The sequence below is a fragment of the Algibacter agarivorans genome (assembly GCF_039543245.1).
Taxonomy (GTDB): domain Bacteria; phylum Bacteroidota; class Bacteroidia; order Flavobacteriales; family Flavobacteriaceae; genus Algibacter_G; species Algibacter_G agarivorans.
Genome location: NZ_BAABJJ010000013.1, coordinates 41,020 through 67,137 on the forward strand (window position 1 = coordinate 41,020; position 26,118 = coordinate 67,137).

Below are 26,118 nucleotides of genomic sequence, written 5' to 3' on the forward strand. Positions count from 1 at the left end.
TATATGTATTTATTACTAATTCTTTGAAATATTAGCCAAAAGTACTTTAATATTTTTATTTGGTTGGAATAATTTTTTTCCTTTCTAAAGTCTTGACAAGTTTTTTAACATAAGACTCCATAACCTTATTGCTGTTATTTATATCGACCACATCAAAAGAAGCTTTCCAAACTAAAGATTTATCTGAATCATTTTTCAAATTATAAATGGATGTTTCAATATTAAAAACTTTATATCTGCTATAATAATCTTCCATGAAATAAGCATCTTGATAAGCCAAATAATAAAGAATAAAACGTCGTAAATGATAGTCGGTTTTTGGAGAATTACCGCTATAGGCCTTATTATCATCCACGCCTTTAACACGGGACACCAGTATCGTATCATACCCTTTAGAAAGTAATATGTCTACCTGAACTTCAATTTCTTTTTCAGTCTGTTTTGAATCTTTAAATGAAGTTTCAAATACTACTGCGCTTTGTAAAGCCTTAATTTTTCTGGCATTTAACGCTCTTATAAGCTTAAACTCAAAAGCTTTACGTAATTCATAATTAGGCGTAACACCTACAACCAGTATTTTTTTTGGTTTAAATATGTAATAATCAGGGTTTTTCCAACTCGTAATAAGTTTTGTTGAAGAACAGCTGATTAATGATGTGACAAATATTAAGATCGCTATCTTTTTAACATATAAATTGATATTAATTAATAGCTTCTTCATGTATCGCATCCTTAGGTATGTTTGGGTAAATAAGCTGTTGTTCTTCTAAAACAACGATTACTAACCTAACGTAATCGTTTATGGTTTCATGTATTGATTGCGGATCCATAATATCTATATACCCCTTCCAGATAAGTTCACGCTCTTTTGTTGGGCAAATACAATACATAGACGTTTCGGTATGATAAACCGTATATTCTAGATAATAATCTGGATTGTAAAAAGCATCTTGATACTTTAAATAATCTTCACTAAATTTCCTATAGGTACTATCATAGGTATCGTAATTTTTTTTGTATTCTATTTTATCTTCTACTCCAATTACTTTTGTGAATAAAATGGTATCAAACCCATCTTTTATCAGATTGTTTTCCAATATTTTAATCTCTTCTTCTGTCTTTTTTTCTTCTGTAAATAATGGTTCAAAAAACTCTAAACTCATCACTGATTCTATACCCCTAGAGGTATATTCGTCTTTTAATTGTTTTTCAAATTCTTGTCTAGCGTCTAGGTTAGAAGTCATACCTACCAATAAAACTTTATTAGGGCTATACGTATCTATATCTGGGTTTTTCCAATTCTCAACTAGTTCTGTTGTAGAACAACTGATAACCAGCAAGCAAAGTGCTATTGTTTTTATAGATTGCATATATTACTTTTTATTGAAGTTTATATATTCTAACGTATCGTTATACTAAGCAATAAACTGATTACAAATACTATTAAATAAACCATCCTATTTTTTCTATTGTAGCAGTCGTTTTTGTTTGCCTTCTTTTATAATAGCTTTTACAAGTGAAAACAACTGTGTTTTAAGCGTTCTATATTTTGCTAAAAATTTACTTATTTTAATGATAAGTTTTGTGTGCTCATCTTTATAGGCGTTTTCTTCTTCAATCTGATCAATACCATCTACCATAATTTTAAGTCCTTTTTCGTGCTTTATTACTGTTTCAATTAAGCTATCGGTTTTTTTTTGCAAAGCACTTAATTGATCTATAATCTTTTTGCTTTCATTAAAGCGTTTTGAATCTATAAGTTGAAGTGTATACGATTTTACTAAATCATTAAAGAACAGTTGTTCATCTTTTGCAAATTTTAATTCAGACAACCATTTTGCGGACATATTATGCATGCTTTCTGCACTTAACCATGCTTGATATTTTGGTTTAACTTGTTTTGTTTTCATTTCTATTTATTTTAAAAATTAAAGAAGCAGAAAGCCATATTTTGAGAAAATATTGCTTTCTGCTTAAGGAAAATTAATTAACCTCAATAACTTTTTTAGGAGGCTCTTTTTGAATAACTTCTTCTTGCTTTAATAGTTTCACTTTTAGAATCCCATTTTTGTAAGATGCTTTAATGTCTTGGTCTATATCTACTGAAGGAGGGAGCATCATAGATCTTTTAAAAGATTTATAGCTAAACTCTTTACGAGAATAGTCATCTTCCTTTTCTTCTTCTTCAACTTTTTTTTCGCCAGAAACATGAAGGGCATCTTCTTCAATAGTCACTTCAAAATCTTTTTTGTTAAAGCCTGGAACTGCAAATTCGATTTCAAAATCTTTTTCATGTTCTTTCACATTTACAGCTGGCATTAAACTATCATCTTCTAAGAAATCATCATTAAAAATGTCATCAAATCTTATTAAGTTGGTAAAATTAGATGGGAACAAACGATTTTCCCAAGGTCTTAAGAGGTTATTGCTCCAAGGGGTTAATAACCTGTTTTCTGATGGGCGCAACCCACTTCTTCTTCTGCGTTTCATTAATGTTGTCATGATATTATATGTTTAGGTTAAATTTATACTCAACACTAATATATTTACAGAAACAGATTTTTACAATGATATATATCAGTCAGTTAGATACTTTATAAAGTGTTTTTAAAAAAAAATTCAGTTATTAATAACGCTTTCCAGATATTGAAATAATCTAAATTTAAAGTTAGAAATTTTAGTATTAAAGCTGAACACCTTGAGTTCTAAGTCATCGTGATTTTTAATGAAAAAATTATCACAAGCCAAATCTTCGCATTCAATTTTATTTCTAATGAGATGAGCGTGTGAGTTTAATTCATTTATTAAATCAATACCACTTTCATTCATAGACATTATTTCATTTTTAAACTTAGTAAGTCTTTCATATAAATTGATTACATGAGGTTTAAAAATGGCTTTACTCAATAAAAATTTATAAAAATGAAGTTCAAATTTTAAATTTTCAATTGTAGTTTTATGTCTCGATACATTGTATTGTAATTCTTCAATAGATTTATTACTATTGAAACTTCTGTAAACTTCAATGGCTTCCATGTGTTCCTGTTTTAAAATTAAATCATTACTTTTTCAACATCTGTAAGTTTTGGTATGGCAACCTGCCAATTATAGGTGTCTTTTATTTTTACACGAAAAGCATCCAAAGCTGTAGGTTCTCCATGAATTAAATACACCTTTTCAGGGATGTTTTTAATGCTGCTCATCCAATCCAATAAATCCTTTTGGTCAGCATGTGCCGATAAGCTTTCTATACTTTTAATTTTGGCTTTTACAGGATAATATTTTCCAAAAAAACGTATTTCGTGAGTACCTTCTTGTAACTGTCTGCCTCTTGTGCCTTCAGCTTGATATCCAACCAATAAAACGGTTGTTGAGGGTTCATCTATAAGTTGTTGCAAATATGTAAGTACGCGCCCACCCGTAACCATACCACTTCCTGCAATAACTATTTTAGAACGCTTATCATCAATAGTTTCCCAGGTTTCCTTATAGGATTGCACAATATTTATATGATGACACATAGCGTTATAATCTGAAACCGATAATTTATGCCATTTAGGAAACCGTTCAAAAACCTCTAAAACGTTATTTCCCATAGGGCTATCGATAAAAACTGGTATGTTTGGTATCTTGTTTTTTTTGTAGAGTTTCCAAAGTAAATACATGAGTGTTTGCAAACGTTCTACGGCAAAACTTGGGATGATTAAATTTCCTTTTTTATGGATGGTTTCGTTAATTAATTCCGAAAGTAGTTCTTCAATATTCTCGTTAGGATGTAACCTGTTGCCATAGGTACTTTCAATAAATAAAAAATCTGCCCATTCAGGTTTTTTAGGGGTGTCTAATAAATAATCATTTGGTCTTCCTATATCCCCAGAAAACACAAACCGTTTTCGGTTAATATCTAACTCGATAAAAGTAGCTCCGATAATATGTCCATTATACTGAAAGCGATACGATATATTTTCTGAAAGCACGATCCACTTATCGGGTGCTTCTACTTGAAATTGTGTTATGGTTTTTTCTGCTTCATATGTTGTGTAAAAGGGTAATGCCGGATCGTGTTTAGTGTATTTTTCTTTATTGGCCTTTTTCGCTTCTTCTTCATATATTTTAGCACTGTCTTTGAGTATAATTTGTGCAATGGCCAAAGTAGGTGCTGTTCCCTTAATTTTCCCTTTAAATCCCTGTTTTACTAATCTTGGCAAATAGCCAACATGGTCTAAATGTCCGTGTGTTAGCAATACCACATCAATGGTTTTAACATTAACAGGTAAATTGCTCCAATTAAGCGCTCTTAATTCTTTTAACCCTTGAAACACACCACAATCTATGAGTATGTTTTTTTCTGAAGTTTCTAAAAGAAATTTAGAACCCGTAACAACACCTGCCGCTCCTAAAAAGTTGATTCTTACAAAATTTTCCATGCTCACTTTTATTCTTTTTTGTTAAAATCTAAATCCTCCACGTTATACCAATTCTTAAAAAACACATGAGATAAAAACGGCCTAACAAACACTAATTACTACACAACATTTTTATTTCATTCAATATTTTTATTTTCCTTGTATCTGAAATTCCTAAATGATCTAAATAAAAAGCATCTCCAATTAATGCTCTGCACAGCACAACATCCCTACTTAATAAAAACTGTTTCTCTCTATTGGTAAGTAATGTAGATACGGTAATGGGGTATAAGCCTAAGCGATCTATACGGTCTTTTAAACCATCATTTTTAGGATGATCCCAACTTAATAAATACAAATCAACGCATTTGCCGTATTGTAACGCATCTTCAGTAAAACGGGTGTTGGTAACTACCCAGCCGTTTGCAAGGGTAGATTTATTTTTAGAATTTACATTCCAATGTGTTTTTATATCATTGTAGCGTGAATTTATATAAAGCGGTATTTTAACGTTACAATTAAGCCCTTCTTCATTATGAAATTTACATTCTATGACCGTGGTTTCTTTATTCTTATAGGCTATAACATCAATTTCATGCGTAACACATTTTCCCTGTAAAACTTGACCAACTTCGGTTTTGTAACCAGAGTATTTTAAAATGGCACTAACAAAACGTTCAAAAGGAAAACCTGTAGGGCCCAATTCATAAATGGCCTTTTTTAGCTTATACTTTGAAGCCAAATAGCTTTTCTTTTTTTTAAGTAGTGCAAATGCTCTATTATAGATTTCTTTTGTTGAAATACCTTGATAAAGTTCGTCTCTTACCTTATCAATAATCTGATTAATAGTTTGTTGGTCTGCACCTATTCGTTCTAAAGAAGTCTTTAGTTTATTTAATGAAAATTTTGCTTTTTCACCTGATGATTTTATGATTTCGATAGCGTCTGTTTCCATTTTTGCTTTTTTTAAAACTGCCAAAACCAAAAATGATTTTGGCAGTTACTAACCAACCAACTATAATCGACTAATTTGTCGATTCAAAAAATATTTTAACCCATGATCTCACTTGTCTTTTGGTCATTTTATCTGTTTTTACAACATCTTTGATTTTAGCACTTAAATCTTTATAAGATGTCCTTAACTCTTTATTGAATTGGTCTTTAATTTCAGCTGGACCAAATAGAACTATAGCATCATCATCTTTAATTTCTGAAGCTATATTATTAAAGTACTTTTTTAGTTGATGTTTTTCACGTTCTAAATATTTACTGTCTTGAACAACATCCTGTGGCCCTCCTTTTAATCGTGTTCCAGAACCACTATGAACATGAAAATTTTTTACATGAGATAGTATGGTGTTCGTGCTCATATCTCCATTATACAGGGTTACAATAATGGCCTTTTCCTTGTCTAACCAAACACCAGTTCGTTTCATCCTATCAAATTTTGACTTTTGCATTATTATCTCTTTTAAAATCCTTTCGTTGTTATAGGATTTGAATTATTTTTAGTTTCGTAAATCATGCATAACCAATATGGGGACCTTAGAATTATATCCGAGTTCTTTTACCAATGGATGGGTTAAAATGCTTCCGAAAAAAATGTGTTTCCTATTTATAAAAGCTACCATATCACTCCCTCTACTTTCTACAAAACAGTTAATGGCCGTTGGAATATCCATGTTGCTAAGCTTGTGGAAAGCATTATTAACCCCATTAAAGCTTTCATGTAAAAATTTTTTATTGGTAAGTTGTTTGTTGTCCAGCTCACCTTTTTCAGATATATATAAGATTTCAACCGATGCATTACAATTCCTTGCTATGCCCAGTAAGTGGTTTAATTCTTGTTTTTCTATAGGTGTTTTATAGTTGGTGGGGAAAACAATTTCTTTGGGCAATTTTATTGTGGACTTTTCCGGAACTACAATTACGGGACAATTGCGTACCTTTTCCATCACATTTATGGCGGTACTGCCATACATGATCCTAGCATCTGTTTTACCTTTTGTACCCATAATAATCATTTTAATATCCTTTTCTTCAACAACATTTTTAATAGCTTCAACGACATTGTTGAAAGAAGAAATAGTTTCAAAACGATGTTTTTTGTTATCATAATCTGCAAAAGCTAGCATATTTAAAATCTTGGCCAGCCCGTTTTCAGATTCTAATTTTGCTGTTTCATATAATTCACTCCCAGGACCCAAATTCAATAAACTATCTAAAATATTATTGGATGCAGAAAACACGTTTAAAATGTAAAAATTGCAATACTTGTGTTCATATAATTCTAGCGCGTATTTTATAGCATGCCATGCATTTTTAGAAAAATCTGTTGGGATTAATATTCTGTGCCTCATGAGATTGTTTTTAGTTTGCCATATAAATTTAACCCCAGAGGCTGTTGATGACAATGATATATATCAGCTATACCTATAGCACAAACAAATACCAATAAAAAAAGTAAGTATTTTTTATGCTTTGAAAAACCACTTTTACAGACTTCTTTTAAAGCATAAATAGCATTATTCCGGTATAACTAAAAATGGCACTTTGGGATTAAATCCTATTTTTTTTATTACAGGTTCTTTTGTTATTTTTTCCATCAAACTGTGCTTGTATTTTACCATCGCCAGAATGTCGATTCCTAATTCTTCAATAAAATCATTAATTTCCATCTCTTTTTTAGCATATTTTGGCATCCAATGGAGACTAAAATCAAATTTGTTTAAATAACTTTTTAGCACCGTTAAGTTATATTCTTGGGTATCACTAAGTTCTTCGTCTTCTTTTACATTGATATATACAATTCTAATTTTAGAATCATACATATCCGCTAACTGCATTAAAGGCCTTAATTCTTCAATGCTATAAAATCGATTGTAATCTGTTGGAAAAGCGATTTGTGTAGGCACAATAAAATCATACTCTTCGGGCACAACTAAAACAGGACAATTAGTAATGTTTTTAATAACCCGTACCGTATTGCTACCAAAGAAAAACTTTTTTGAACCTGTTGCTCCCTTTGTGCCCATTATCACAAGATGGATTTTGTGTTTTTTTACGGCGTTTTTTATGGCTCTGCTTAAATCATCCTTACTCAAAATAACATCAAAATCATGATTTGCATTGGCATCAGATGTTTCTGCTAAATCTTTTAAAGCCAATAACTCTTTCATGGCATTTTCCTCCATTGTTTTTAATAGTTTATCTGAAAAATCCTCAAAGGGTGCACCAATTATAGTTAAAGAGTTCAAAAAATAGAACGTACATTCTTCATCTGCATAAAGTTTTAAGGCATAAACCGTGGCGTTCCAAGCATTATCTGAAAAATCTGTGGGTAATAAAATCTTTCGTTTCATCTCCGATTTTTTTTTTACTATTTTTTAATGGTTATATATGATTATTCTCGTCGCTAATAATTGCTTTTCAAAAGATTTCAAGAATCTCTTATTTCTCCATTGAACATTTTTACTTCGTATCAAATTACTTATTATGCAACATTTCATGATTTAAGTTTTATTGTTTTTTGAAGGAATTACCAAGAATGGAATATTTAAATGAAACCCTATTTTGTTTATAGTATTCTTAAAAAATAAATTTTCAAAAAAGGAGTGTTTATTATTTATCATAACCAATAAATTAATGCGTGCTTTTAATTGAAAATTATTGATCCCCTCTTCAATTGTCTGATTACTAATACTCTGAAATAAGTATGCCGATTTTTCAAAGTATTTCTCCAGTACTTTTTTGTTCTCTTCTTGAGCTTCAGATAAATCATATCCGTAAGTAGCATGCAGTATGTTAACTCTCGTGTTATAAAGCGAGATAATATCTAAAATGGGTTTTATGTGATGGTCTTTATAATTGATTTCGTAGTCTGTTGGAAACAAAACTTCGTGAGGTGTTTCAAAGTCAAAACCATCTGGTATTGCTAATACGGGACATTTTACATTTTTAAATACATGGACTGTATTAGACCCGAATAAAACCTCTTTTAAACCAGTGGCACCTTTAGTACCCATAACTACATAATCTATGGCTTTTTCTTTAACAATATCTTTAATTTCAGAAATTAAGTTGTTAAAAGCAGCCATGCTTTCTATAGCATGTTTTGGATTATTGAACTCCTTTTTTATTCTGGTTTTAAATTCATCTAACTGTTCTAAGGCGCTTTCCCTAACAGCATCAGCCATACCATATCGAGAAGGCTCTACTAATACATATTCAACATGATAAATTACCGGTGTATAAGTGTTTAACAAATACATGGTACAAGTTTCATTTTTAAAAAGATTTAAAGCATAGGATATGGCATTCCAAGAGTTTTCAGAAAAATCGGTAGGAAGAAGAATATTTTTCATGATATAAAATTTTTAATTTAACTTAATTACGTTTCATGTTTTGCAATGCTAAAAAAGGAATATCAAGATGTAAACTCAATTCGTCTATAGTAGATTGAAACAGAATATTCTCTAAAAAAGAATGTCTTGTATTTACCATAACCAGCATATCTATGTGTTTTTCTTTTATATATTTATAGATGGTATTAATCATGTGCTTACTATTTTCAACATTAAAATTAATTGTGTTTTTATAGAGTTCTTCCTTTATAAAACTTTGGTTGTCTTTTTGCCTCAATGATAATTTTTTACTTCTAGATATGTAAAGCATGTCTATTACAGCTCTATAAGGTGATACCATTTCGCAAAGCAATTTAAGTTCGCGTCTTTTATAGGGTATTAAATAATCTGTTGGAAAAAGGATGTGCTTTGGTTGCGTATATTTATAATTTTCTGGAATGGCTAACACTGGGCATTGTACGTATCTTAAAACCTGAAGTGTATGGCTGCCAAAGGTTACTTTTTTATCATTAGATTTTCCTTTTGTGCCCATAATGATGATATCAATATTTTCGTCATCTACAATTTTATCGGTTTCATCTAAAAGGACATTGTTGGCTGAAATCACTTTGTAGGTATGCCTGGGATTAGGAGAAATTGCAGTAATGGTTTTAAGCGTCTTTTCTAATTCTTTTTCAGATTTTTTTCCCACACTATCAGTAACAACTTCTAAGGTTTTTTCGCTAATTAAAGCTTCATCAGCATAAATATCATCTTGGTACGCATGCATTATAAAAAATTCGCTAATCTCATACTTAAACAACTCTAAAGCATAGTTTATGGCATTCATAGCATTTTCAGAAAAATCGGTAGGAATTAATATTTTTCTCATGGCCTTAAGTATTAATTCTAAATTTAAACACTAAAACCCCTTGGTACAATGATATTTATCAGATTGGTTTCTTTCAACAAACACAACTATTATCTAAGTTTCAGTATTAGAAAAAATCTCGTCTCAAAGCACTTAATATCAATTTAATAAACTGAAAAATCTTTACCTCACTGATATATATCATTTGAAAAACCCCAAGTAGTTTGCATATTTATGTTCACACTAAAAGCAAACAGTTATGGCACTTAATTTTAATCAATTTGCAGCAGAAGCAAATGCCTTTTTAAAAGACTATACTAAACAAATGAATTTAGGTAAAGACAAAGAAAAGGCTGGTCGTATACTTTCTGCAATTCTACATGCTTTAAGAGATGTAATTTCTACACAAGAATCTTTGCAACTCATTGCTCAATTTCCCATGTTTTTAAAAGCAGTTTATGTAAATGGTTGGACCATCCATAAAAAAGAAAAAATTAAAACAATGACAGAGTTTATTGATTTAACAAGAAAATATGATGGTGTAACAGCCATTCATGATTTTGGATCGGACGAATTAGCTGAAAATTATATAGACACTACATTTATACTACTAAGAAAATACATTTCACTAGGAGAATTAGAAGATTTAAGAACAGAGCTTCCTAAAAATCTTAAATCGATGATTTATCAAAATATTATGTTTTAACCGTTAAAAAAGAATGACATGAAAACTTTAGAAAATAAAGTGGTACTCATTACAGGTGGATCTAGAGGAATTGGTAAAGCAACCGCAAAACTATGTTTGGCTGAAGGTGCTAAAGTCATGTTGGTTGCCAGAGGAGAAGAAAAACTAAAAGCAACTGCTAAAGAGTTGAATAGTGCGAATTTAGAATATTGCACTGCGGACGTTTCTAAAGCTGAAGACGTACAAAAATATACAAAAACAACACTATCAAAATTTAAAGGTATTGATATCTTTTTTAATAATGCAGGAATTGAAGGTTCTGTAAAACCAATAAAAGATTATCCTAATACAGAATTTGATAGCGTTATTGATATAAATTTAAAAGGTGTTTGGTTGGGTTGTAAATATGTTATTCCAAAAATGAATGATGGAGGAAGCGTCATAATTACATCATCTGTAGCTGGTCTAAAAGGGTTTTCTGGCCTTGGCGCTTACGTGGCAAGCAAACATGCTGTTGTAGGTATAATGCGGGTGGCAGCCATAGAGTTTGCTGATCGTAACATTAGAGTTAACACCCTTCATCCAGGACCTGTAAATACCAGAATGATGCGCTCAATTGAAGAAAGTATTTCACCAGGTCATGCTGAAGACGTAAAAAAAGGTTTTGAAGAAGATATCCTTTTTAAAAGATATGCAGAACCCGAAGAGATAGCACAATCGGTACTATTTCTTGCTTCTAATGCAAGCAAATATATAACAGGAACCATGCACATTATTGATGGTGGTATGGCTGTTGGTTAAAAAATGATTTATCTGTTAAAATTATGGAAACAGAAACTGATTATAAAGACATTGAAATCCCTATAAATTCAGTGCGTTTAAAAGGGTATTTACGCCATGCAAAAAATAGTAAGGGCATGGTTCTATTTTCTCATGGTAGCGGTAGTAGCAGACTGAGTTCTAGAAATAACTATGTAGCCGATTTTTTATTAAACCAAGGGTTTTCTAGTTTACTTTTCGATTTACTTACACCACAAGAAGACACCAAGCATAAAAACCGTTTTGATATAGAACTTCTTACCGAAAGGCTTTTAAAAGCTACTCAGTGGACTATTAATAATAAAGAAACCCAGCATTTGCCTATAGCCTATTTTGGAGCAAGTACTGGAGCCGCCTCCGCACTTACTGCCGCATCATCATTAGGTACAACTATTAAAACCATAGTCTCTAGAGGAGGAAGACCAGACCTTGCAATGCCCATTTTAGATAAAATAAAATCCCCAACGCTTTTAATCGTTGGTGGTAATGATCAAGCCGTTCTAAGCTTAAATAAAAAAGCCAAAAGCAAAATGAACGGTATTTGTGAATTACAGATTGTTAATGGTGCTTCACATTTATTTGAGGAGCCTGGTAAACTGGATATTGTGGCGCAACGAACAGCCAATTGGCTTAATATTTATTTGGGTTCAAAAAAAGAATAATTATGTTTAAAGATAGAAAAACGGCTGGGTTACTACTCGCTGATAAGTTAAAAAAATACGCACGTAGCAAAAACGCCATAGTTGTAACCATTCCTAGAGGAGGACTTCCAATTGGTTATGCTATTGCAAAGCAATTATGTTTGCCTTTAGAAATTGTGTTATCTAAAAAAATTGGACACCCTTTGCACAAAGAGTTTGCCATTGGTGCGGTGACCTTAAATGATAGGATTTTAAGCGATGATGCCAATCAAGTTTCTAAACAATATTTAAATGAAGAAACCAGTAAAATTAGAACGCTTTTAAAACAAAGACATGATTTGTACTATGGCACTAAAAAACCTTTAAATCTTAAAAACAAAATAACCATTCTTGTTGATGATGGCGTAGCTACAGGCCACACCCTAATTTCAAGCATAAAACTAATTGAAAAACAAAACCCATCGCAAATTATCGTAGCATTACCCGTTGGACCACCTTCAATTATTGAAAAAATAAAAAAGATACCCTTTGTAAACGATACTATTTGTTTGCTCGTCCCTGCAAACTTTCATGCTGTTGGTCAGTTTTATGAAAATTTCGACCAGGTTAACGATAATGAAGTTATCAGGTTGTTAAAAGAAGCTAATAAAAATTTAGGGGTGATTATTTAAACAAATATCAGGTTGATTTTTAACGCGCACTTCCTGCTATAAAGAGATACATTTCAAGCTGACAAATATCATGGTTCAAGCTGCTATAATTAAACAATTTTAAAAGAGGGTATAACTCAAAAATCATGAAAGTAGAACAAATTTATACAAGCTGTTTAGCGCAAGGCGCTTATTATATTGAGAGCCATGGTGAAGCAGCCGTTATTGATCCCTTACGTGAAGTTGATCAATATATAGCTATGGCAAAAGATAGGAAAGCAAAAATTAAATATGTGTTTGAAACTCATTTTCATGCAGATTTTGTTTCTAGTCATATCGATTTAGCAAAAAAAACGGGAGCGATTATAGTTTATGGGCCAACAACAGTAAAAACAGGTTTCGATTTTGTAGTTGGAGAAGATGGACAAGAATTCAAGTTAGGAAATGTTAAAATTAGGCTATTACATACACCAGGACATACCATGGAAAGTAGTTGTTATTTACTTATTGATGAAACCGGTAAAGAAACGGCATTGTTTTCTGGAGACACCTTGTTTATTGATGATGTAGGACGTCCCGATTTAGCACAAAAAGTTATAGCAGAATTAACTCAAGAAAAACTTGCAGCACATTTGTTTGATTCCCTTCGTAATAAAATTATGCCGCTCCCTGACCACATTATAATTTATCCAGGACATGGAGCAGGTAGTGCTTGCGGCAAAAAAATGAGTGATGAAACAAGCGATACGCTAGGACATCAAAAAGAAACAAATTATGCGTTAAGAGCAGACATGACCAAAGAAGAGTTTATAGATGATATTTTAACAGGCTTAACACCTCCTCCAGGCTATTTTCCGCAAAACGTTTTAATAAACATCCAAGGCTACCAGAATATTGATAGCGTTATAAAAAAGGCAAAAACACCATTAACTGTTAATGCTTTTGAAAAAGCTATGCTGGAACATTGTGCTATTATTATAGATACTAGAGATGCACAAGCTTTTGCTAAAGGCTTTATACCAGATTCATATAATATTGGTATTGATGGAAGTTTTGCAAATTGGGTAGGCACTACCATAGTAAATACAAAACAAGCAATATTAATTGTTGCTGATCCAGGCAGAGAGGAAGAAGTTGCAAAAAGATTAGCAAGAATCGGGTTTGATAATGCGCTTGGATTTTTAAAAGGAGGTATTGATGCTTGGAAAAAAGCTGGAAAAGAACTGGAAATGATTACATCTATTACAGCTAACCATTTAGCTACCATAAAACAAAAAGAGCCTGTTGCCATTTTAGATGTACGTAGAGCCAGTGAATACAATAGTGAGCATATATTAAACGCCATAAATATGCCCTTAGACTATATAAAAAATAGCATTAAAAAATTGGATAAAGAAAAAACCTATTATGTGCATTGCAGAAGTGGTTATCGTTCTATGGTATTTGTCTCTATTTTAAAATCTATGGGATTTAAGAATTTAATTGATATCAAAGGAGGTATTATCGCCCTGAAAAAAACTAAGAAGTTTAATATCTCAGAATATAAAGAACCTACTACCCTACTCTAATTTATTAAAGGAATATTGGTGCCTTTTAATACTAAGAAATATATGCTCCCAAGTTGTATTGAAACAGATTACTAAAAGAAATTAAAATTTAAAGGACATGAAAGTACATGATTTTAGTCATCAAAATTCTATTATAAATCAGTTTATGGCTGAATTAAGGGATGTGAACACTCAAAAAGATATGATGCGTTTTAGAAAAAACATAGAACGTATAGGCGAAATTTTTGGCTATGAACTCAGTAAGACACTCTCTTATAAACCTGAAACTATTACAACACCTTTAGGCACAAAAGACATTAACTTACCCTTAGATGAATTAGTTCTATGCTCTGTTTTAAGAGCAGGTTTGCCTTTGCACAAGGGATTACTAAATGTATTTGATAAATCTGAAAACGGGTTCATTTCAGCTTATAGGAAACATAAAAACAATAAAAAATCTATTGAAATTGTAGTAGAATATTTGGCAGCACCAAATTTAGATAATAAAACACTCTTACTTATAGACCCTATGTTGGCAACAGGTAAAACTCTAGAAAATGTTTTTAATGCATTAAAAAATCATGGGAATCCTAAACGGATTCATATCGTTTCTGTTATTGGATCAAAACCTGGTGTTGCTTATGTAAATTCCATTTTCCCAAAAGACACCCAACTTTGGATTGCCTCTATAGATAATACTTTAGATCAGGATGCCCATATTGTTCCTGGTTTGGGAGATGCTGGAGATTTATCGTTTGGATTAAAACTTAAAAAAATATAAATATCACCACATAAGTTTTAACAAAAAAAAGGGGATTGTTTATAAAAACATCCCCTTATTTTCTCCACATTACTCAATATATGTGAATCAATTAATAGCCACCATTTAAATAAGAAACAGGAAGCCTAAACTTCCTATTTCTTATTTGAAATGTTTGATTTTATTAACCAACCTTTTCCTAATCATTAATATCCCTAATAAAAGCTATATTAAATCTTAAGTAACCAATATCTTCAAACATTTCAATACAGTACTAAACATTTTGCAATGTAAAGTTCTGGTTTTTTCATAAAAAGCAGGAAGTCTAAACTTCCTGCTTTTCCAAAGTATTTAATTTCATCATTGAGCTTTGGTTTTCTACTGTACATCTTTATCACTAAAGACAACATTGAGATTTTCCTGCCTAATAATAGCTTCAAACACTTTGTTTTAGTATTAGCGTTTTGCAACGACAATACCTATATTTTTACAACTATGTAAAAGAACTTTCTAATAATGATGCTAATATAATTCGCTATTTTTCAATAGGAAATGATATATATCAGTTTAGAAAATTATGCAGGTATAATTCCATAAACAATATTTAACAAAAACAAGCCCGTAAAAAACAGCAAGGTATAAATAACCTGTACCAGTTTTATATTTATAAATTCTAATACAGCTACCGTACGCTTTGGGAACACAAATAAAGATAGCCCAATATAAAGCGAAATCCACCCAATAAAGGTTATAATAAGTTTCCAGTTTGGTTCCCAAATATTATGGAACAGAATGTTAAGTAAACCTACAATAATAGCAACAAAAGATGTGACAATTAAAAATTTCTCATCATTTAAATCGTTGAAAATCTGTTTTATTCGCTTGGGATTTAAACTTAATATCAAGAAGAATATGATAAGGTACCAACCCCAAAACTTGGCTAAAAAAATTGAATTATCCATAATGCATTATATTTTTTCGTGTAATACTAAAAATGGTATTTCTGTATGAAAACTTATTTCTTCAACTTTTGAATGAAATAAGATTTGCTGAAAATAGTTTAGGTTTTTTGCTACCATACAAATCATATTTATATTCCTGCTCTCTAAAAAACATCGTATGGCATCTTCAACTTTATTATTTGTTAAATAATGAAAGCTATGATTTAAGGGACTAAAATAGTCATGTAGCAATTCTCTATTATTATTTTGATTGTTGTTTAAGTGTGGTTTCTTTTTACTAATATGAAGAATTCTTAGTGCAGATTGGTAGGTTTCTAAAATTTCTGAAAGCGGTTGCAATATTTGTATATCATAGGTTAATGAAAAATCTGTAGGAAAGGCTATTTCTTCCAGTTTAACAAATTGAGCATTTTCTGGTATTGCTAAAGTGGTACATTTTACTTTGGTAATAACATGACCTGTATTGCTTCCCACAATAATTTTTTTTAAACCAGAAGCCCCTTTAGTGCCCATAACAATGCAATCTATTTTTTTTTCTTCTACATGTTTCCTAATAGATTCTATAAAAAAATCATAATCTGAAAGTGTATAAAACCTATGTTTTTTATTAGGTGAACATTGTACTGCAATATGCTTTAAAATTTCTCGTAACTTTATTTTGGTTGGTTTGGAATAAACGGTTTCTATGACTTCTTCATTAGCTATATATAAAGCGTCATTTATTATTGGGTTACTTAACCTATTTACGTGTAGTAAATAAAAATTGCAGGTTTCTTTTTCAAAAAAACTAATAGCATATTTAATAGCGTTCCATGAATTTTCTGAGAAATCGGTGAGGAGTAATATATTTTTCATCTAACAGCATCTTTACACTCACTAATTTAAAGTAAAGTACTACTAGATGAAATGATATTGGTCATTTAATGAGGATTCAAACCAAAACTAACTTATACTTTTCAACTTTTCAATATCTATGACCTTAATATTTCTGCCTTCTGCTTTTATAATGCCCTGTTTTTTAAACTCTGTTAATGCTCTAATTAATGTTTCGGAAGCTATCCCGGCAACACTTGCCAAATCATTTCTGGAGATTTTTATGGGATCTTCTGGTTTCCTATTTATTTTTTCAGCAAATTTTAAAATAGTAGTCGCTGTTTTTTTATTAACCGTACCATAAGCCATTTGCAAAAGCTGTTCTTTTACATTAGACAAATCATGAGTTAATAATTCAATGAGCTCTAACACCACTTTATGATTTTTATCAAGGATGTCACTAAAATCTATTATTGAAATACCGACTAACTTGGTGTTTGTTAAAGCCGTTGCTGTTTCTTTATGAGGTATGTTTTGCGTAAAGGATGTATAACCAAATAAATCATCTTCTTTATATAAAGCTGTTACAAGTTCTTTACCATGTCCGTCTATCCTATAACATTTTACAGCGCCTTGGTTTATTAGATAGATGTAATTGGAATGGTCATCTTCATGATAAATAACGTCTTCTTTATTAAACATAAATTCATCACCATAATCATCAAAGAAATTTTTTAAATCATTAAGTGTTTTTAATTCAGTTTGATTAGGCTGAAGTATTTCACTTTTTGTAAGCGTATTGAGTTCTTGTAAAATGGAAACTTTTGCTAAACGACTTTCAATAGCGCTAATAAGGTCGTCTTCAGTAAAAGGTTTTGTAATATAATCGTCTGCCCCTAAATTCATGCCTTTTCTAACATCGCTACGTTCTGATTTTGCAGATAAAAATATAAAGGGAATATATTTTGTAGCCTTGTTATTTGAAAGTATTTTAAGTGCGCTATAACCATCTAGTTCTGGCATCATGATATCGCATATAATAATATCTGGCCGTTCTTTTTTAGCCAATGCTACACCTGTTTTGCCATTTGAAGCATATAAAACCGTGTAACCAGACAGCTCCAAAAGTTCAGCTGTATTTTCTCTTAAAACAATATCGTCTTCTATAAGTAAAACTGTTTTCATTGGCTTGCTTCATTTGGAATAGTTACTGTAAATGTTGTACCCACATGTTCTTTGCTTTCGAAAAAAATTGAGCCCCCCATGTTCACTAAGTGGTTCTTAGCAATATTTAAACCTATGCCTGTACCTTGCGTGTTAATTACATTATGAGCTCTAAAATAACGTTCAAAAATATTTTTTTGGTCTTTTTGAGGAATGCCTATGCCTTCATCTTTTATAGTTAATATAGTAGTATCATTATCCTGTTCTAAGTGTAAGGCTACAACCGTACCTTCAGAAGAATATTTAATGGCATTATGCAGTAGATTGGAAAATATTAATTGAATGATTTTTTCATCTTGGTACAGCGATAAATCATCAATATTTTCTGGATACTTTATTTGTTGCCCTTCTTTTAAAAGCATATTGGCGTTGTAAACCACCTCATTAACAACCTTGCTTAGTTTAAAATGACTTAACCTATAGTTAACCTTTCCCGTTTCTAATTTTTCAACCGATAAAAAATCATTTAGTATATTGTTTAAAAAGTGGACCTTATCAATTATCGTTTTTAAGTGTTTATCTCGTTTTTCTTGCTGTTCGGTTAATTTATATTTACTAAGTAATTGGCTAGACGTTAAAATACCACTTAAAGGTGTTTTAAACTCATGAGACACTAAAGATAAAAAATTAGTTTTCAATTCATTAAGCTCCTTTTCTTTACTTAGTGCTATATTAAGTTGCTGTGTTCTTTCTTGCACTTTATTTTCTAGCTTTGAGGTATAGCCTTTTCGCTCCGTAATATCTAAAATTATAGCTACAAAAACATTTTTTTCACCTAAGACTGATAATTGTAAATGTACTTCTACAGGATAAGTGGTACCGTTTTTCCGTTGGCAAATGGTTTCAAATTCAATTTTCTCAACATTTTTTTTAAGTAAAACATCAATAGTTTTTCTAAAATCCGCTTTATTGTTATTTAGTTTTATGTCCAAAGGTGTCATACCCTTTAACTCCTCTAATGTATATCCAATATTTTTTTGCGCTCCTGAGTTTACATTTATAAATTTCAATGTTTTAACATCAAAAACATATATTTCATTCAAAGATTCATCAAAAATAGTTGCTAAGTGATGTCGTTCTGCCTCTGCTTTTTTTCTTAATGTAACATCATTTTGTATGCCTATAAAATTTGTAACTGTGCCATTAGTATTTGTTATTGGAAAAACGTACAAGTCATTCCAAAATAAGGTGCCATCTTTTTTATAATTGCGCAGTGTTGCTTGACAGCTCTCGCCTTTTTTTATGGCATCCCTAAGGTTTTTTAGAGGTTTTTGGTCTCTATCTTTACCTTGTAAAAACCTGCAATTATGATTGAGTATTTCCTCATCAGAATACCCTGTAAGGTTTTGAAAAGCTGCATTAAAATAGATAACTGGATTATCATGTTTTAAAGCATCGGTAATAATAATACCATTGTTTGCCGATTCTAGAGCTCTAGAACGGAGCATAAGGTTTTTTTCAATTTCTTTTTTTTCTGAAACATCCTTAACCAGAGCCATAACATAGGTTTTGTTATAGATTGTAAAAGGGTTAAGTTCGACTTCAATAGGAAAAATAGTGCCATCTTTTTTTAAGGCAAAAATATCGATGGCTTCTCCCATCCTACGACGTTTGCCTTTTTTAATAAATTTTTCAATATAAGAGGCATGGCTTCTGTGATAATTAGATGGGATTAATAAGTTTAAATCCTTATCCATAATCTCACTTTTTGTGTACCCAAAAATAGTTTCTGCAGATGCATTAACTTCCATTATCTTTTGATGATTATCCACAATAATAACACCCTCTGAAATGGTTTCTAATAGAATATTAAATATTTCTTGATCTTGTAGGAACATAATATGTTATGTTTTGCACAGCGCCATAAAAGTACGAAAAATTCGCTATTATTTATACTGATTTTTATCATATGTAGTTAACGAACAAGTATGTAACTTTATTAAAGTTAATTTGTATTTAAAATGGCAACCAAAAAGAAAATGACACTTAAGTTTTACCAAAACCTTGGTAAGCTATTTTATGCCATAGCAGCAGCAGATATGCGGGTGCGAGATGTGGAGTTTAACAAGTTAAAAGAATTAGTAAAAAAACATTGGCTAGAAGTCGATGTTATTGAAGATGCTTACCATACAGATGCAGCATACCAAATAGAGATTGTTTTTGATTGGTTGAATGATAAAGAAAATTTAAACGCTAAAGCAGGTTACAATGCTTTTATAAAGTATAAAAATGAACAACCACATTTATTTACTGACGATATAAAGAAACTAATATTAAAAACAGCGCATGCTATTGCTGCTTCGTTTTCTGGGTTGAACAAATCCGAATTGATTATGCTTGCTAAATTAGATTTAGAATTAAAAAAAACAAGATCATGAACTATTATTTTACCACTATTACAAAAGGAAGTTTTGAAACTGTAGAGGCAAAAGTTATAGACTTACTAAAAGATGAGGGCTTTGGTGTACTTACAGAAATTAATATACAGCAAACCTTAAAAGACAAATTGGATATTGATTTTAAAAAGTATAAAATCTTAGGCGCTTGCAACCCGCCTTTTGCCTATAAAGCTTTACAAGTTGAAAACAAAATAGGTACAATGTTACCCTGCAATGTTATAGTGCAAGAAACATCGCAAAATACTATTGAAGTATCTGCTATTAACCCTATGGTTTCTATGCAAGCTGTAAAAAATGAGCAACTAAGCGACGTTGCCGAAGTTGTTAGTACAAAACTTAAAAATGTTATCAAAAATATCAATAATGAAAAATAATTTTAACACCATAATACAATCTGAATTACCAGTATTAATAGATTTTCATGCCGATTGGTGCGGTCCTTGTAAAATGTTGGCTCCTATTTTAAAAGAAGTAAAAGAAGAACTTGAAGATGCCATAAAAATCATAAAAATTGATGTGGACAAAAATCAACCCCTAGCAGCAAAATACCAAGTTAGAGGTGTGCCCACTATGTTGCTTTTTAAAAACGGAGAACAGGTTTGGCGACAATCTGGGGTACTTCAAAAAAATGATATTATTTCAATTATAAAACAGTACATCTAAACTATTTCTTGCTGATGGATATCATTTTATAATAACCCCAAACATCATATTTTAGAATATTGTTATAAAATATTTGACTATGAAAAAGGTACTAATTATACTATTATTAATCCCAGTTTTTGCTTTAGCACAAACAACAGAAGAACTAGATTTAATAGCCACTTATAATGATGGTATAGCAGCCATTAAGAAAGACAACTCGTGGGGATTTATAAATAAAAAAGGCGTTATTATTATAAATTTTAGAGATGACTTGGTTTTAACTAAAACCGACGATGGCAAGTACCCTGTATTTTATAATAACAGATGTTTAATTTCAGAAAAAAAAGATGGTATTCAGTACTTTGGCTATATAGATAAAACAGGTGAAAAAATTATAGAAACAAAATTCTTAAATGCTTCAAATTTTAATAATGATGTTGCTTTAGCTTTAGAAGTATTATCTCAATCCATGGGTAAAAATGACATATTGAATAAACCGATCGTTAATTATAAATACTTTGAGGTAATCATCGATACTGAAGGTAACGTAAAAGAATATTTAAACCCAAAAGGTAACAATATAGCCTTAGACAAAAAATTTATTAAAAGCCCTCCAAAAATAACATCTAAATTTATTACAGAGGATTTAGTTGCTATACTTAACGAGAATAATAAATGGGTTATTAAATCTATAAAATGAAAGCAAATTTAAATTTAGGAAGCGTTTCTGGAATTAAAATCAAGGTACACTGGACATTCTTTTTCTTAATAGCTTGGATAGTTTTTAGTGAATTAAAACGTGGTGGTAGTACCGAAAGTATTTTGTTTAATGTTGCATTGGTCTTAGCTGTTTTTGCATGTGTGGTACTGCATGAGTTAGGGCACGCCTTAACCGCTAAACGATTTGGTATAGACACTAAAAAAATAACCCTGCTCCCCATAGGCGGTGTGGCAAGTTTAGAGCGCATTCCAGAATCGCCCAAACAAGAGTTTTTAGTAACATTAGCAGGCCCTTTGGTAAATGTTATTATAGCATTATTGCTCTATTTTATTGTGCCCGTAAATGAACTTACACATTTAAATTTCACAGAAACCTTTGAGACTTTAATGAGTTTTACATGGCAAAATTTCCTGTTTCTTCTATTTATAGTCAATGTAGGTTTAGTGATTTTTAATTTTATACCAGCATTTCCAATGGATGGCGGTCGCATTTTAAGAGCCTTGCTTGCCATGAAAATGGATCGTGCAAAAGCCACTCAAATAGCTTCAAATATTGGGCAATTTATTGCGGTTTTCTTCCTATTAATAGGTTTTTTATACAACCCGTTCTTAATAATAATTGCACTCTTTATCTTTTTAGGGGCTTATGGTGAAAACCAAATGGTACAACATTTAGCGTTACTTAAAGGACATAACGTTGAGGAAGCTATGATGATAAATATTACAACTTTTAATCCTGAAGACCCCATAGATTTAGTAGTAAATAAATTAATATCTAGCACCGAAAATAATTTTATTGTGATTGAAAACAACACTATCGTAGGGGTATTGATTCATCAGGATATTATAGAAAATTCCAATAAAAACATATTGGTTAAAGATATTATGATTACAAATTTCAAAACAGTCTATAGTAATGATAAACTCGATAAAATATACAAACTAACACATAGTGAAAAACATCCGTTTTTCCCTGTTCTAGAAAACAATAAACTTGTTGGCGCTATTGACCATATTAATTTAAACGAATACATATTGCTACAGGCTAAACTAGTACATTCATTATGAAATTATTCAGGTATTTAATGCTCTTTTTCATCATATATTCATGTTTTAATAATGAGAATAAAATACTTCCAACGGAAAGGCCTTTAACAGAATCTGTTTATTCTTCAGTAACCATTCAACCAGATAGTTTATATCAGGCTTATGCTATAGTTGCTGGCATTTTAGATAATAATTTAGTGGAAGAAGGCGATGTGGTTTCAAAAAACCAAACGCTTATTCAAATTATTAATAGCACACCTAAACTTAATGCACAAAATGCTAAATTCAGTTTAAATCTGGCAAAAGAAAACTACAATGGAAACGCTGCTGTTCTAAACAGTATTCTTGAAGAAATAACAGCGGCAAAGCTTAAATACCAAAACGACTCTATAAATTATTTCAGGCAAAAAAACCTGTGGGAACAAAAAATAGGCTCAAAAGTAGAATTTGATACTCGAAAACTTAATTATGAGTTGGCATCAAACAATTTAAAACTTTTACAAAGTAAATATCATAGAACTAAAAACGAACTTTACACGGCTGTACAACAAGCACAAAACAATTATCAAACGGCTTTGATTAACACTAAGGACTTTATGGTTAAAAGTAAGATTAATGGCAAAGTATATGCGTTGTACAAAGAATCTGGAGAAATCGTAACCACCATGGAACCGCTTGCATCTATTGGCAGTGCTACTCATTTTGTTATAGACATGCTGGTTGATGAAGTTGATATTGTAAGCATCTCCAAAAACCAAGATGTTATTATAAATTTAGATGCTTATAACGGTAAAGTTTTTAAAGGAAAAGTATCAAAGATTTATCCAAAAAAAGACGAACGCAACCAAACCTTTAAAGTAGAAGCTGTATTTGAAAATCCACCAAACATATTATATCCTGGACTTTCTGGAGAAGCCAATATTATTATTAAAAAAAAAGATACCGTTTTAACCATTCCAAAAGCCTACTTAATAGAAGATGATAAAGTAAAAACAGATGATGGATTAACCCCCATTACAACAGGTTTACAAAACATGGAATACATTGAAGTGCTTTCTGGAATCACTAAAGATACTTTTATTTATAAACCCGAATAATGACGAATTGGAAAGTGATATTAAACATTGCTAAAACCCATTTGCTGACTAAAATAAAGCAAACATCTACAGCAGCTCTTGGGGTTACTTTTGGTATTGGAGCTTACATAACTCTGGTGTGTTTTATGACAGGCTTAAACGCTATGCTGGATGATTTAATTCTAAACCAAACACCTCATATTCATGTTTATAATGAAATAGAACCTTCTAAACACCAACCTATTTCTTTATACGATAATGTAAAAGAAAGTTTTAACGTTATACATTCCATAAAACCAAAATTAACTCAAAAAAAAATTCATAATGCCTTACCTATTATTAAATATTTAGAAGATAAGGAGGAGGTTCGTGGTGCACTCCCACAAGTCAAAACCCAAATTTTTTATATAGCAGGCTCTATTGAATTGGGAGGTAATCTCACAGGTATTAATCCGCTTGATGAAGCGCGCTTATTTAATATGGGCGATTATATTGTTGAAGGTTCTGCCGAAGCTTTACAAAATACAGATAATGGCATATTATTAGGCATTGGTATTGCTAAAAAAATGTCATTAAAAGTTGGAGACCGTGTACAAGTTAGCCCTATAAATGGAGGCATTTTCCCTTTAAGAATAGTGGGCTTCTTTCAAAGTGGTATTGCAGATTTAGATGCTGTTCAAAGTTTTACCAATATAAAAACCATTCAGCGCATTTTAGGCAAAGCCAAAAACTATATTACAGATATTAATGTGAAATTATATGACATCGAGCAAGCCATGCCATTATCAAAAAAAATTGAGCAACAATTCAATTTAACTGCTATTGATATTAAAACAGCCAACGCACAATTTGAAACAGGAACAACCATAAGAAATCTTATAACCTATGCCGTTTCAATAACGCTTCTTATTGTAGCTGGGTTTGGGATTTATAATATTTTGAATATGCTTATTTATGAAAAAATGAACGACATAGCTATATTAAAAGCTACAGGTTTTTCTGGTAAAGATGTGCAACTTATTTTTATGAGTCAAGCTATGATTATTGGGCTTATAGGTGGTATTTTAGGACTTATAATCGGTTTTGCATTAGTGAGTATCATTGATACCATTCCCTTTCAAACAGAAGCTCTTCCAACAGTTGAAACGTATCCAATAAACCTAAATCCGCTGTTTTTTATCATAGGTTTTTCCTTTGCTATGCTTTCAACTTTTTTGGCAGGTTACTTACCTTCAAAAAAAGCTAAAAAAATAGACCCTGTAACCATTATAAGAGGCCAATAAAATGAGTCATGTACTAGAAGCAAAACATATTAACAAATACTTTAAGAAGCCTGTATTATTTCATGTTTTAAAGGACATCAATTTTCAGATTAAAAAAGGAGAGTTTGCCTCAATAATGGGAAAATCGGGTTGTGGAAAATCTACATTGCTCTACATTTTATCTACTATGGATACCGATTATGAGGGTGAACTTTTTTTAAACGACCAACTCATTACAAATCAAAGTAGAGACCATCTTTCATATATAAGAAATAAACATATTGGTTTTGTATTTCAGTTTCATTACTTATTATCTGAATTTTCAGTTATAGAAAATGTGATGTTACCTGCTAAAAAACTAGCTGAAAAATCACATCAAGAAATAGAACACGATGCTTTTGAAAAACTAAAAATGTTAAACATAGAACAGCTTGCAAAAAAACGCGCATCGAGAGTTTCTGGAGGCGAAAAACAACGTATTGCTATTGCAAGAGCTCTTATTAACAACCCATCTATTATTATGGGCGATGAACCTACTGGGAATTTAGATAGTTTTAATGCTGAAAACGTCTTCAATATTTTCAAAAGGTTAAGTGATGAAGAAGGTTTGTCTCTTCTAGTGGTAACTCACGACGAAGATTTCGCCAATAAAACAGATCGTATTATTCAAATGGCAGATGGCAAAATAATAACCTAAACTAATATCTCTTTATTATTCACAAGACTGATACACATCATTTCAAATAAGAGTTTTTACAATTAAATTTAATCATTAATCTTAAAACGACACAGATGATTATTTTAAAAAACAAACTTGAAGAAACTGTTAGAAAGGATGATAATTGGGAAAACCTTTACCTGTTAACCGAAAACTGGAAAAAGGAGTTAGAATTTTATTATTTTGATATGAGCTTTTTAGAAATACTTATTGAAAATTATTTTTCCGAACTTTTAATGTATGAAAACTTAGATGAATTAAGGGAATTACAAATAGAGGTTTTTGAATTAAAAAGCCAATGTGAGTATTTACTAAATGACACTCGAATCAATTTAGAAAGCATTGTTTGTATTATTGATGACACTTATATCCATGACCCATTTGGGTTTAAAATTGAAAATGAACAACTTGGAGATACTATTGTAAGGTTTATTGATAATGAAAGAAAAATGAGGAGAGTTGTTTTCTGTATGATTAAGGACGTGTTTGAAAAGCAAAAAAAGAAACAGGTTTGGAAGTTTAATTGATAG

Annotated in this window: 31 protein-coding genes; 15 read left to right on the forward strand and 16 right to left on the reverse strand. The window is 31.0% G+C overall.

Features of this window, described 5'->3' with window-relative positions:
* Nucleotides 1–55: 55 nt before the first annotated feature.
* The 12 genes from ABD935_RS06120 to ABD935_RS06175 all read right to left on the reverse strand — a co-directional run bounded on the left by ABD935_RS06120 (nucleotide 56) and on the right by ABD935_RS06175 (nucleotide 9,641).
* The gene (locus ABD935_RS06120) at nucleotides 56–721 is read right to left on the reverse strand and encodes a hypothetical protein (protein ID WP_345190809.1); all 666 of its coding nucleotides are present in this window, start codon (nucleotides 719–721) and stop codon (nucleotides 56–58) included.
* On the reverse strand, nucleotides 702–1,370 hold the full coding sequence (locus ABD935_RS06125; protein ID WP_345190810.1) for a hypothetical protein: 669 nt from the start codon (nucleotides 1,368–1,370) through the stop codon (nucleotides 702–704). The genes ABD935_RS06120 and ABD935_RS06125 overlap by 20 nt, the downstream gene beginning before the upstream one ends.
* Before the next feature lie 96 nt (nucleotides 1,371–1,466).
* Nucleotides 1,467–1,910, reverse strand: a complete 444-nt coding sequence (locus tag ABD935_RS06130; protein WP_345190812.1) for a hypothetical protein — start codon at nucleotides 1,908–1,910, stop codon at nucleotides 1,467–1,469.
* 73 nt (nucleotides 1,911–1,983) lie between these two features.
* Nucleotides 1,984–2,502, reverse strand: coding sequence for an Hsp20/alpha crystallin family protein (locus ABD935_RS06135; RefSeq protein WP_345190813.1), 519 nt, complete (start codon nucleotides 2,500–2,502; stop codon nucleotides 1,984–1,986).
* A gap of 117 nt (nucleotides 2,503–2,619) precedes the next feature.
* On the reverse strand, nucleotides 2,620–3,036 hold the full coding sequence (locus ABD935_RS06140; RefSeq protein WP_345190815.1) for a hypothetical protein: 417 nt from the start codon (nucleotides 3,034–3,036) through the stop codon (nucleotides 2,620–2,622).
* 17 nt (nucleotides 3,037–3,053) lie between these two features.
* On the reverse strand, nucleotides 3,054–4,427 hold the full coding sequence (locus ABD935_RS06145) for an MBL fold metallo-hydrolase RNA specificity domain-containing protein (protein ID WP_345190816.1): 1,374 nt from the start codon (nucleotides 4,425–4,427) through the stop codon (nucleotides 3,054–3,056).
* Nucleotides 4,428–4,518: 91 nt separating this feature from the next.
* Nucleotides 4,519–5,361, reverse strand: coding sequence for an ATP cone domain-containing protein (locus ABD935_RS06150; RefSeq protein ID WP_345190912.1), 843 nt, complete (start codon nucleotides 5,359–5,361; stop codon nucleotides 4,519–4,521).
* A 70-nt stretch (nucleotides 5,362–5,431) separates the two neighbouring features.
* Nucleotides 5,432–5,866 (reverse strand): hypothetical protein, encoded by a 435-nt coding sequence (locus tag ABD935_RS06155; RefSeq protein WP_345190817.1) that lies wholly within the window; start codon nucleotides 5,864–5,866, stop codon nucleotides 5,432–5,434.
* Nucleotides 5,867–5,914: 48 nt separating this feature from the next.
* A complete protein-coding gene (locus ABD935_RS06160; RefSeq protein WP_345190819.1) occupies nucleotides 5,915–6,766 on the reverse strand; it encodes a universal stress protein in 852 nt (283 codons plus the stop codon).
* A gap of 165 nt (nucleotides 6,767–6,931) precedes the next feature.
* Complete coding sequence (locus tag ABD935_RS06165) at nucleotides 6,932–7,768, reverse strand: universal stress protein (protein WP_345190820.1); 837 nt, start codon at nucleotides 7,766–7,768, stop codon at nucleotides 6,932–6,934.
* A 150-nt stretch (nucleotides 7,769–7,918) separates the two neighbouring features.
* Complete coding sequence (locus ABD935_RS06170) at nucleotides 7,919–8,770, reverse strand: universal stress protein (RefSeq protein WP_345190823.1); 852 nt, start codon at nucleotides 8,768–8,770, stop codon at nucleotides 7,919–7,921.
* Between the two features lie 22 nt (nucleotides 8,771–8,792).
* The gene (locus ABD935_RS06175; RefSeq protein WP_345190824.1) at nucleotides 8,793–9,641 is read right to left on the reverse strand and encodes a universal stress protein; all 849 of its coding nucleotides are present in this window, start codon (nucleotides 9,639–9,641) and stop codon (nucleotides 8,793–8,795) included.
* Nucleotides 9,642–9,879: 238 nt separating this feature from the next.
* Here ABD935_RS06175 and ABD935_RS06180 point away from each other — a divergent pair, with 238 nt between their 5' ends.
* The 6 genes from ABD935_RS06180 (at nucleotide 9,880) to upp (ending at nucleotide 14,743) form a co-directional block, all read left to right on the forward strand.
* Nucleotides 9,880–10,326 (forward strand): DUF2267 domain-containing protein, encoded by a 447-nt coding sequence (locus ABD935_RS06180; protein ID WP_345190825.1) that lies wholly within the window; start codon nucleotides 9,880–9,882, stop codon nucleotides 10,324–10,326.
* A gap of 18 nt (nucleotides 10,327–10,344) precedes the next feature.
* On the forward strand, nucleotides 10,345–11,106 hold the full coding sequence (locus tag ABD935_RS06185; protein ID WP_345190827.1) for an SDR family NAD(P)-dependent oxidoreductase: 762 nt from the start codon (nucleotides 10,345–10,347) through the stop codon (nucleotides 11,104–11,106).
* A gap of 23 nt (nucleotides 11,107–11,129) precedes the next feature.
* The gene (locus ABD935_RS06190; RefSeq protein WP_345190828.1) at nucleotides 11,130–11,786 is read left to right on the forward strand and encodes a dienelactone hydrolase family protein; all 657 of its coding nucleotides are present in this window, start codon (nucleotides 11,130–11,132) and stop codon (nucleotides 11,784–11,786) included.
* A gap of 2 nt (nucleotides 11,787–11,788) precedes the next feature.
* Nucleotides 11,789–12,436, forward strand: coding sequence for a phosphoribosyltransferase (locus tag ABD935_RS06195; protein ID WP_345190829.1), 648 nt, complete (start codon nucleotides 11,789–11,791; stop codon nucleotides 12,434–12,436).
* A gap of 125 nt (nucleotides 12,437–12,561) precedes the next feature.
* Nucleotides 12,562–13,983, forward strand: a complete 1,422-nt coding sequence (locus ABD935_RS06200) for an MBL fold metallo-hydrolase (RefSeq protein ID WP_345190830.1) — start codon at nucleotides 12,562–12,564, stop codon at nucleotides 13,981–13,983.
* 97 nt (nucleotides 13,984–14,080) lie between these two features.
* Nucleotides 14,081–14,743, forward strand: coding sequence for a uracil phosphoribosyltransferase (gene upp / locus ABD935_RS06205; RefSeq protein WP_345190832.1), 663 nt, complete (start codon nucleotides 14,081–14,083; stop codon nucleotides 14,741–14,743).
* A 554-nt stretch (nucleotides 14,744–15,297) separates the two neighbouring features.
* Here the strand turns inward: upp and ABD935_RS06210 are convergent.
* The 4 genes from ABD935_RS06210 to ABD935_RS06225 all read right to left on the reverse strand — a co-directional run bounded on the left by ABD935_RS06210 (nucleotide 15,298) and on the right by ABD935_RS06225 (nucleotide 19,559).
* Nucleotides 15,298–15,684 (reverse strand): hypothetical protein, encoded by a 387-nt coding sequence (locus ABD935_RS06210; RefSeq protein ID WP_345190833.1) that lies wholly within the window; start codon nucleotides 15,682–15,684, stop codon nucleotides 15,298–15,300.
* Nucleotides 15,685–15,690: 6 nt separating this feature from the next.
* Nucleotides 15,691–16,539: a universal stress protein gene (locus tag ABD935_RS06215; protein WP_345190834.1), complete on the reverse strand. Its 849-nt coding sequence runs from the start codon at nucleotides 16,537–16,539 to the stop codon at nucleotides 15,691–15,693.
* Nucleotides 16,540–16,626: 87 nt separating this feature from the next.
* Nucleotides 16,627–17,682 carry a response regulator gene (locus tag ABD935_RS06220; protein ID WP_345190835.1) on the reverse strand — a complete coding sequence of 352 codons (1,056 nt, stop codon included), beginning with the start codon at nucleotides 17,680–17,682 and terminating at the stop codon, nucleotides 16,627–16,629.
* Nucleotides 17,679–19,559, reverse strand: a complete 1,881-nt coding sequence (locus ABD935_RS06225) for a PAS domain-containing sensor histidine kinase (protein ID WP_345190836.1) — start codon at nucleotides 19,557–19,559, stop codon at nucleotides 17,679–17,681. The genes ABD935_RS06220 and ABD935_RS06225 overlap by 4 nt, the downstream gene beginning before the upstream one ends.
* Before the next feature lie 123 nt (nucleotides 19,560–19,682).
* Here ABD935_RS06225 and ABD935_RS06230 point away from each other — a divergent pair, with 123 nt between their 5' ends.
* The 9 genes from ABD935_RS06230 to ABD935_RS06270 all read left to right on the forward strand — a co-directional run bounded on the left by ABD935_RS06230 (nucleotide 19,683) and on the right by ABD935_RS06270 (nucleotide 26,115).
* Nucleotides 19,683–20,099: a hypothetical protein gene (locus tag ABD935_RS06230; protein WP_345190837.1), complete on the forward strand. Its 417-nt coding sequence runs from the start codon at nucleotides 19,683–19,685 to the stop codon at nucleotides 20,097–20,099.
* Entirely contained in the window at nucleotides 20,096–20,494 is a 399-nt protein-coding gene (locus tag ABD935_RS06235; RefSeq protein WP_345190838.1) for a DUF302 domain-containing protein, read from the forward strand. The genes ABD935_RS06230 and ABD935_RS06235 overlap by 4 nt, the downstream gene beginning before the upstream one ends.
* Nucleotides 20,484–20,783, forward strand: coding sequence for a thioredoxin (gene trxA / locus ABD935_RS06240; protein ID WP_345190840.1), 300 nt, complete (start codon nucleotides 20,484–20,486; stop codon nucleotides 20,781–20,783). Before ABD935_RS06235 ends, trxA begins: the two co-directional genes overlap by 11 nt.
* 79 nt (nucleotides 20,784–20,862) lie before the next feature.
* The gene (locus ABD935_RS06245; protein WP_345190841.1) at nucleotides 20,863–21,465 is read left to right on the forward strand and encodes a WG repeat-containing protein; all 603 of its coding nucleotides are present in this window, start codon (nucleotides 20,863–20,865) and stop codon (nucleotides 21,463–21,465) included.
* Nucleotides 21,462–22,553, forward strand: coding sequence for a M50 family metallopeptidase (locus ABD935_RS06250; protein ID WP_345190842.1), 1,092 nt, complete (start codon nucleotides 21,462–21,464; stop codon nucleotides 22,551–22,553). The genes ABD935_RS06245 and ABD935_RS06250 overlap by 4 nt, the downstream gene beginning before the upstream one ends.
* Nucleotides 22,550–23,629, forward strand: coding sequence for an efflux RND transporter periplasmic adaptor subunit (locus ABD935_RS06255; protein ID WP_345190843.1), 1,080 nt, complete (start codon nucleotides 22,550–22,552; stop codon nucleotides 23,627–23,629). Before ABD935_RS06250 ends, ABD935_RS06255 begins: the two co-directional genes overlap by 4 nt.
* Nucleotides 23,629–24,891 (forward strand): ABC transporter permease, encoded by a 1,263-nt coding sequence (locus ABD935_RS06260; RefSeq protein ID WP_345190844.1) that lies wholly within the window; start codon nucleotides 23,629–23,631, stop codon nucleotides 24,889–24,891. Before ABD935_RS06255 ends, ABD935_RS06260 begins: the two co-directional genes overlap by 1 nt.
* Nucleotide 24,892: 1 nt before the next feature.
* Nucleotides 24,893–25,567 (forward strand): ABC transporter ATP-binding protein, encoded by a 675-nt coding sequence (locus ABD935_RS06265; protein WP_345190845.1) that lies wholly within the window; start codon nucleotides 24,893–24,895, stop codon nucleotides 25,565–25,567.
* 95 nt (nucleotides 25,568–25,662) lie between these two features.
* The gene (locus ABD935_RS06270) at nucleotides 25,663–26,115 is read left to right on the forward strand and encodes a hypothetical protein (RefSeq protein ID WP_345190846.1); all 453 of its coding nucleotides are present in this window, start codon (nucleotides 25,663–25,665) and stop codon (nucleotides 26,113–26,115) included.
* Nucleotides 26,116–26,118 lie beyond the last annotated feature (3 nt).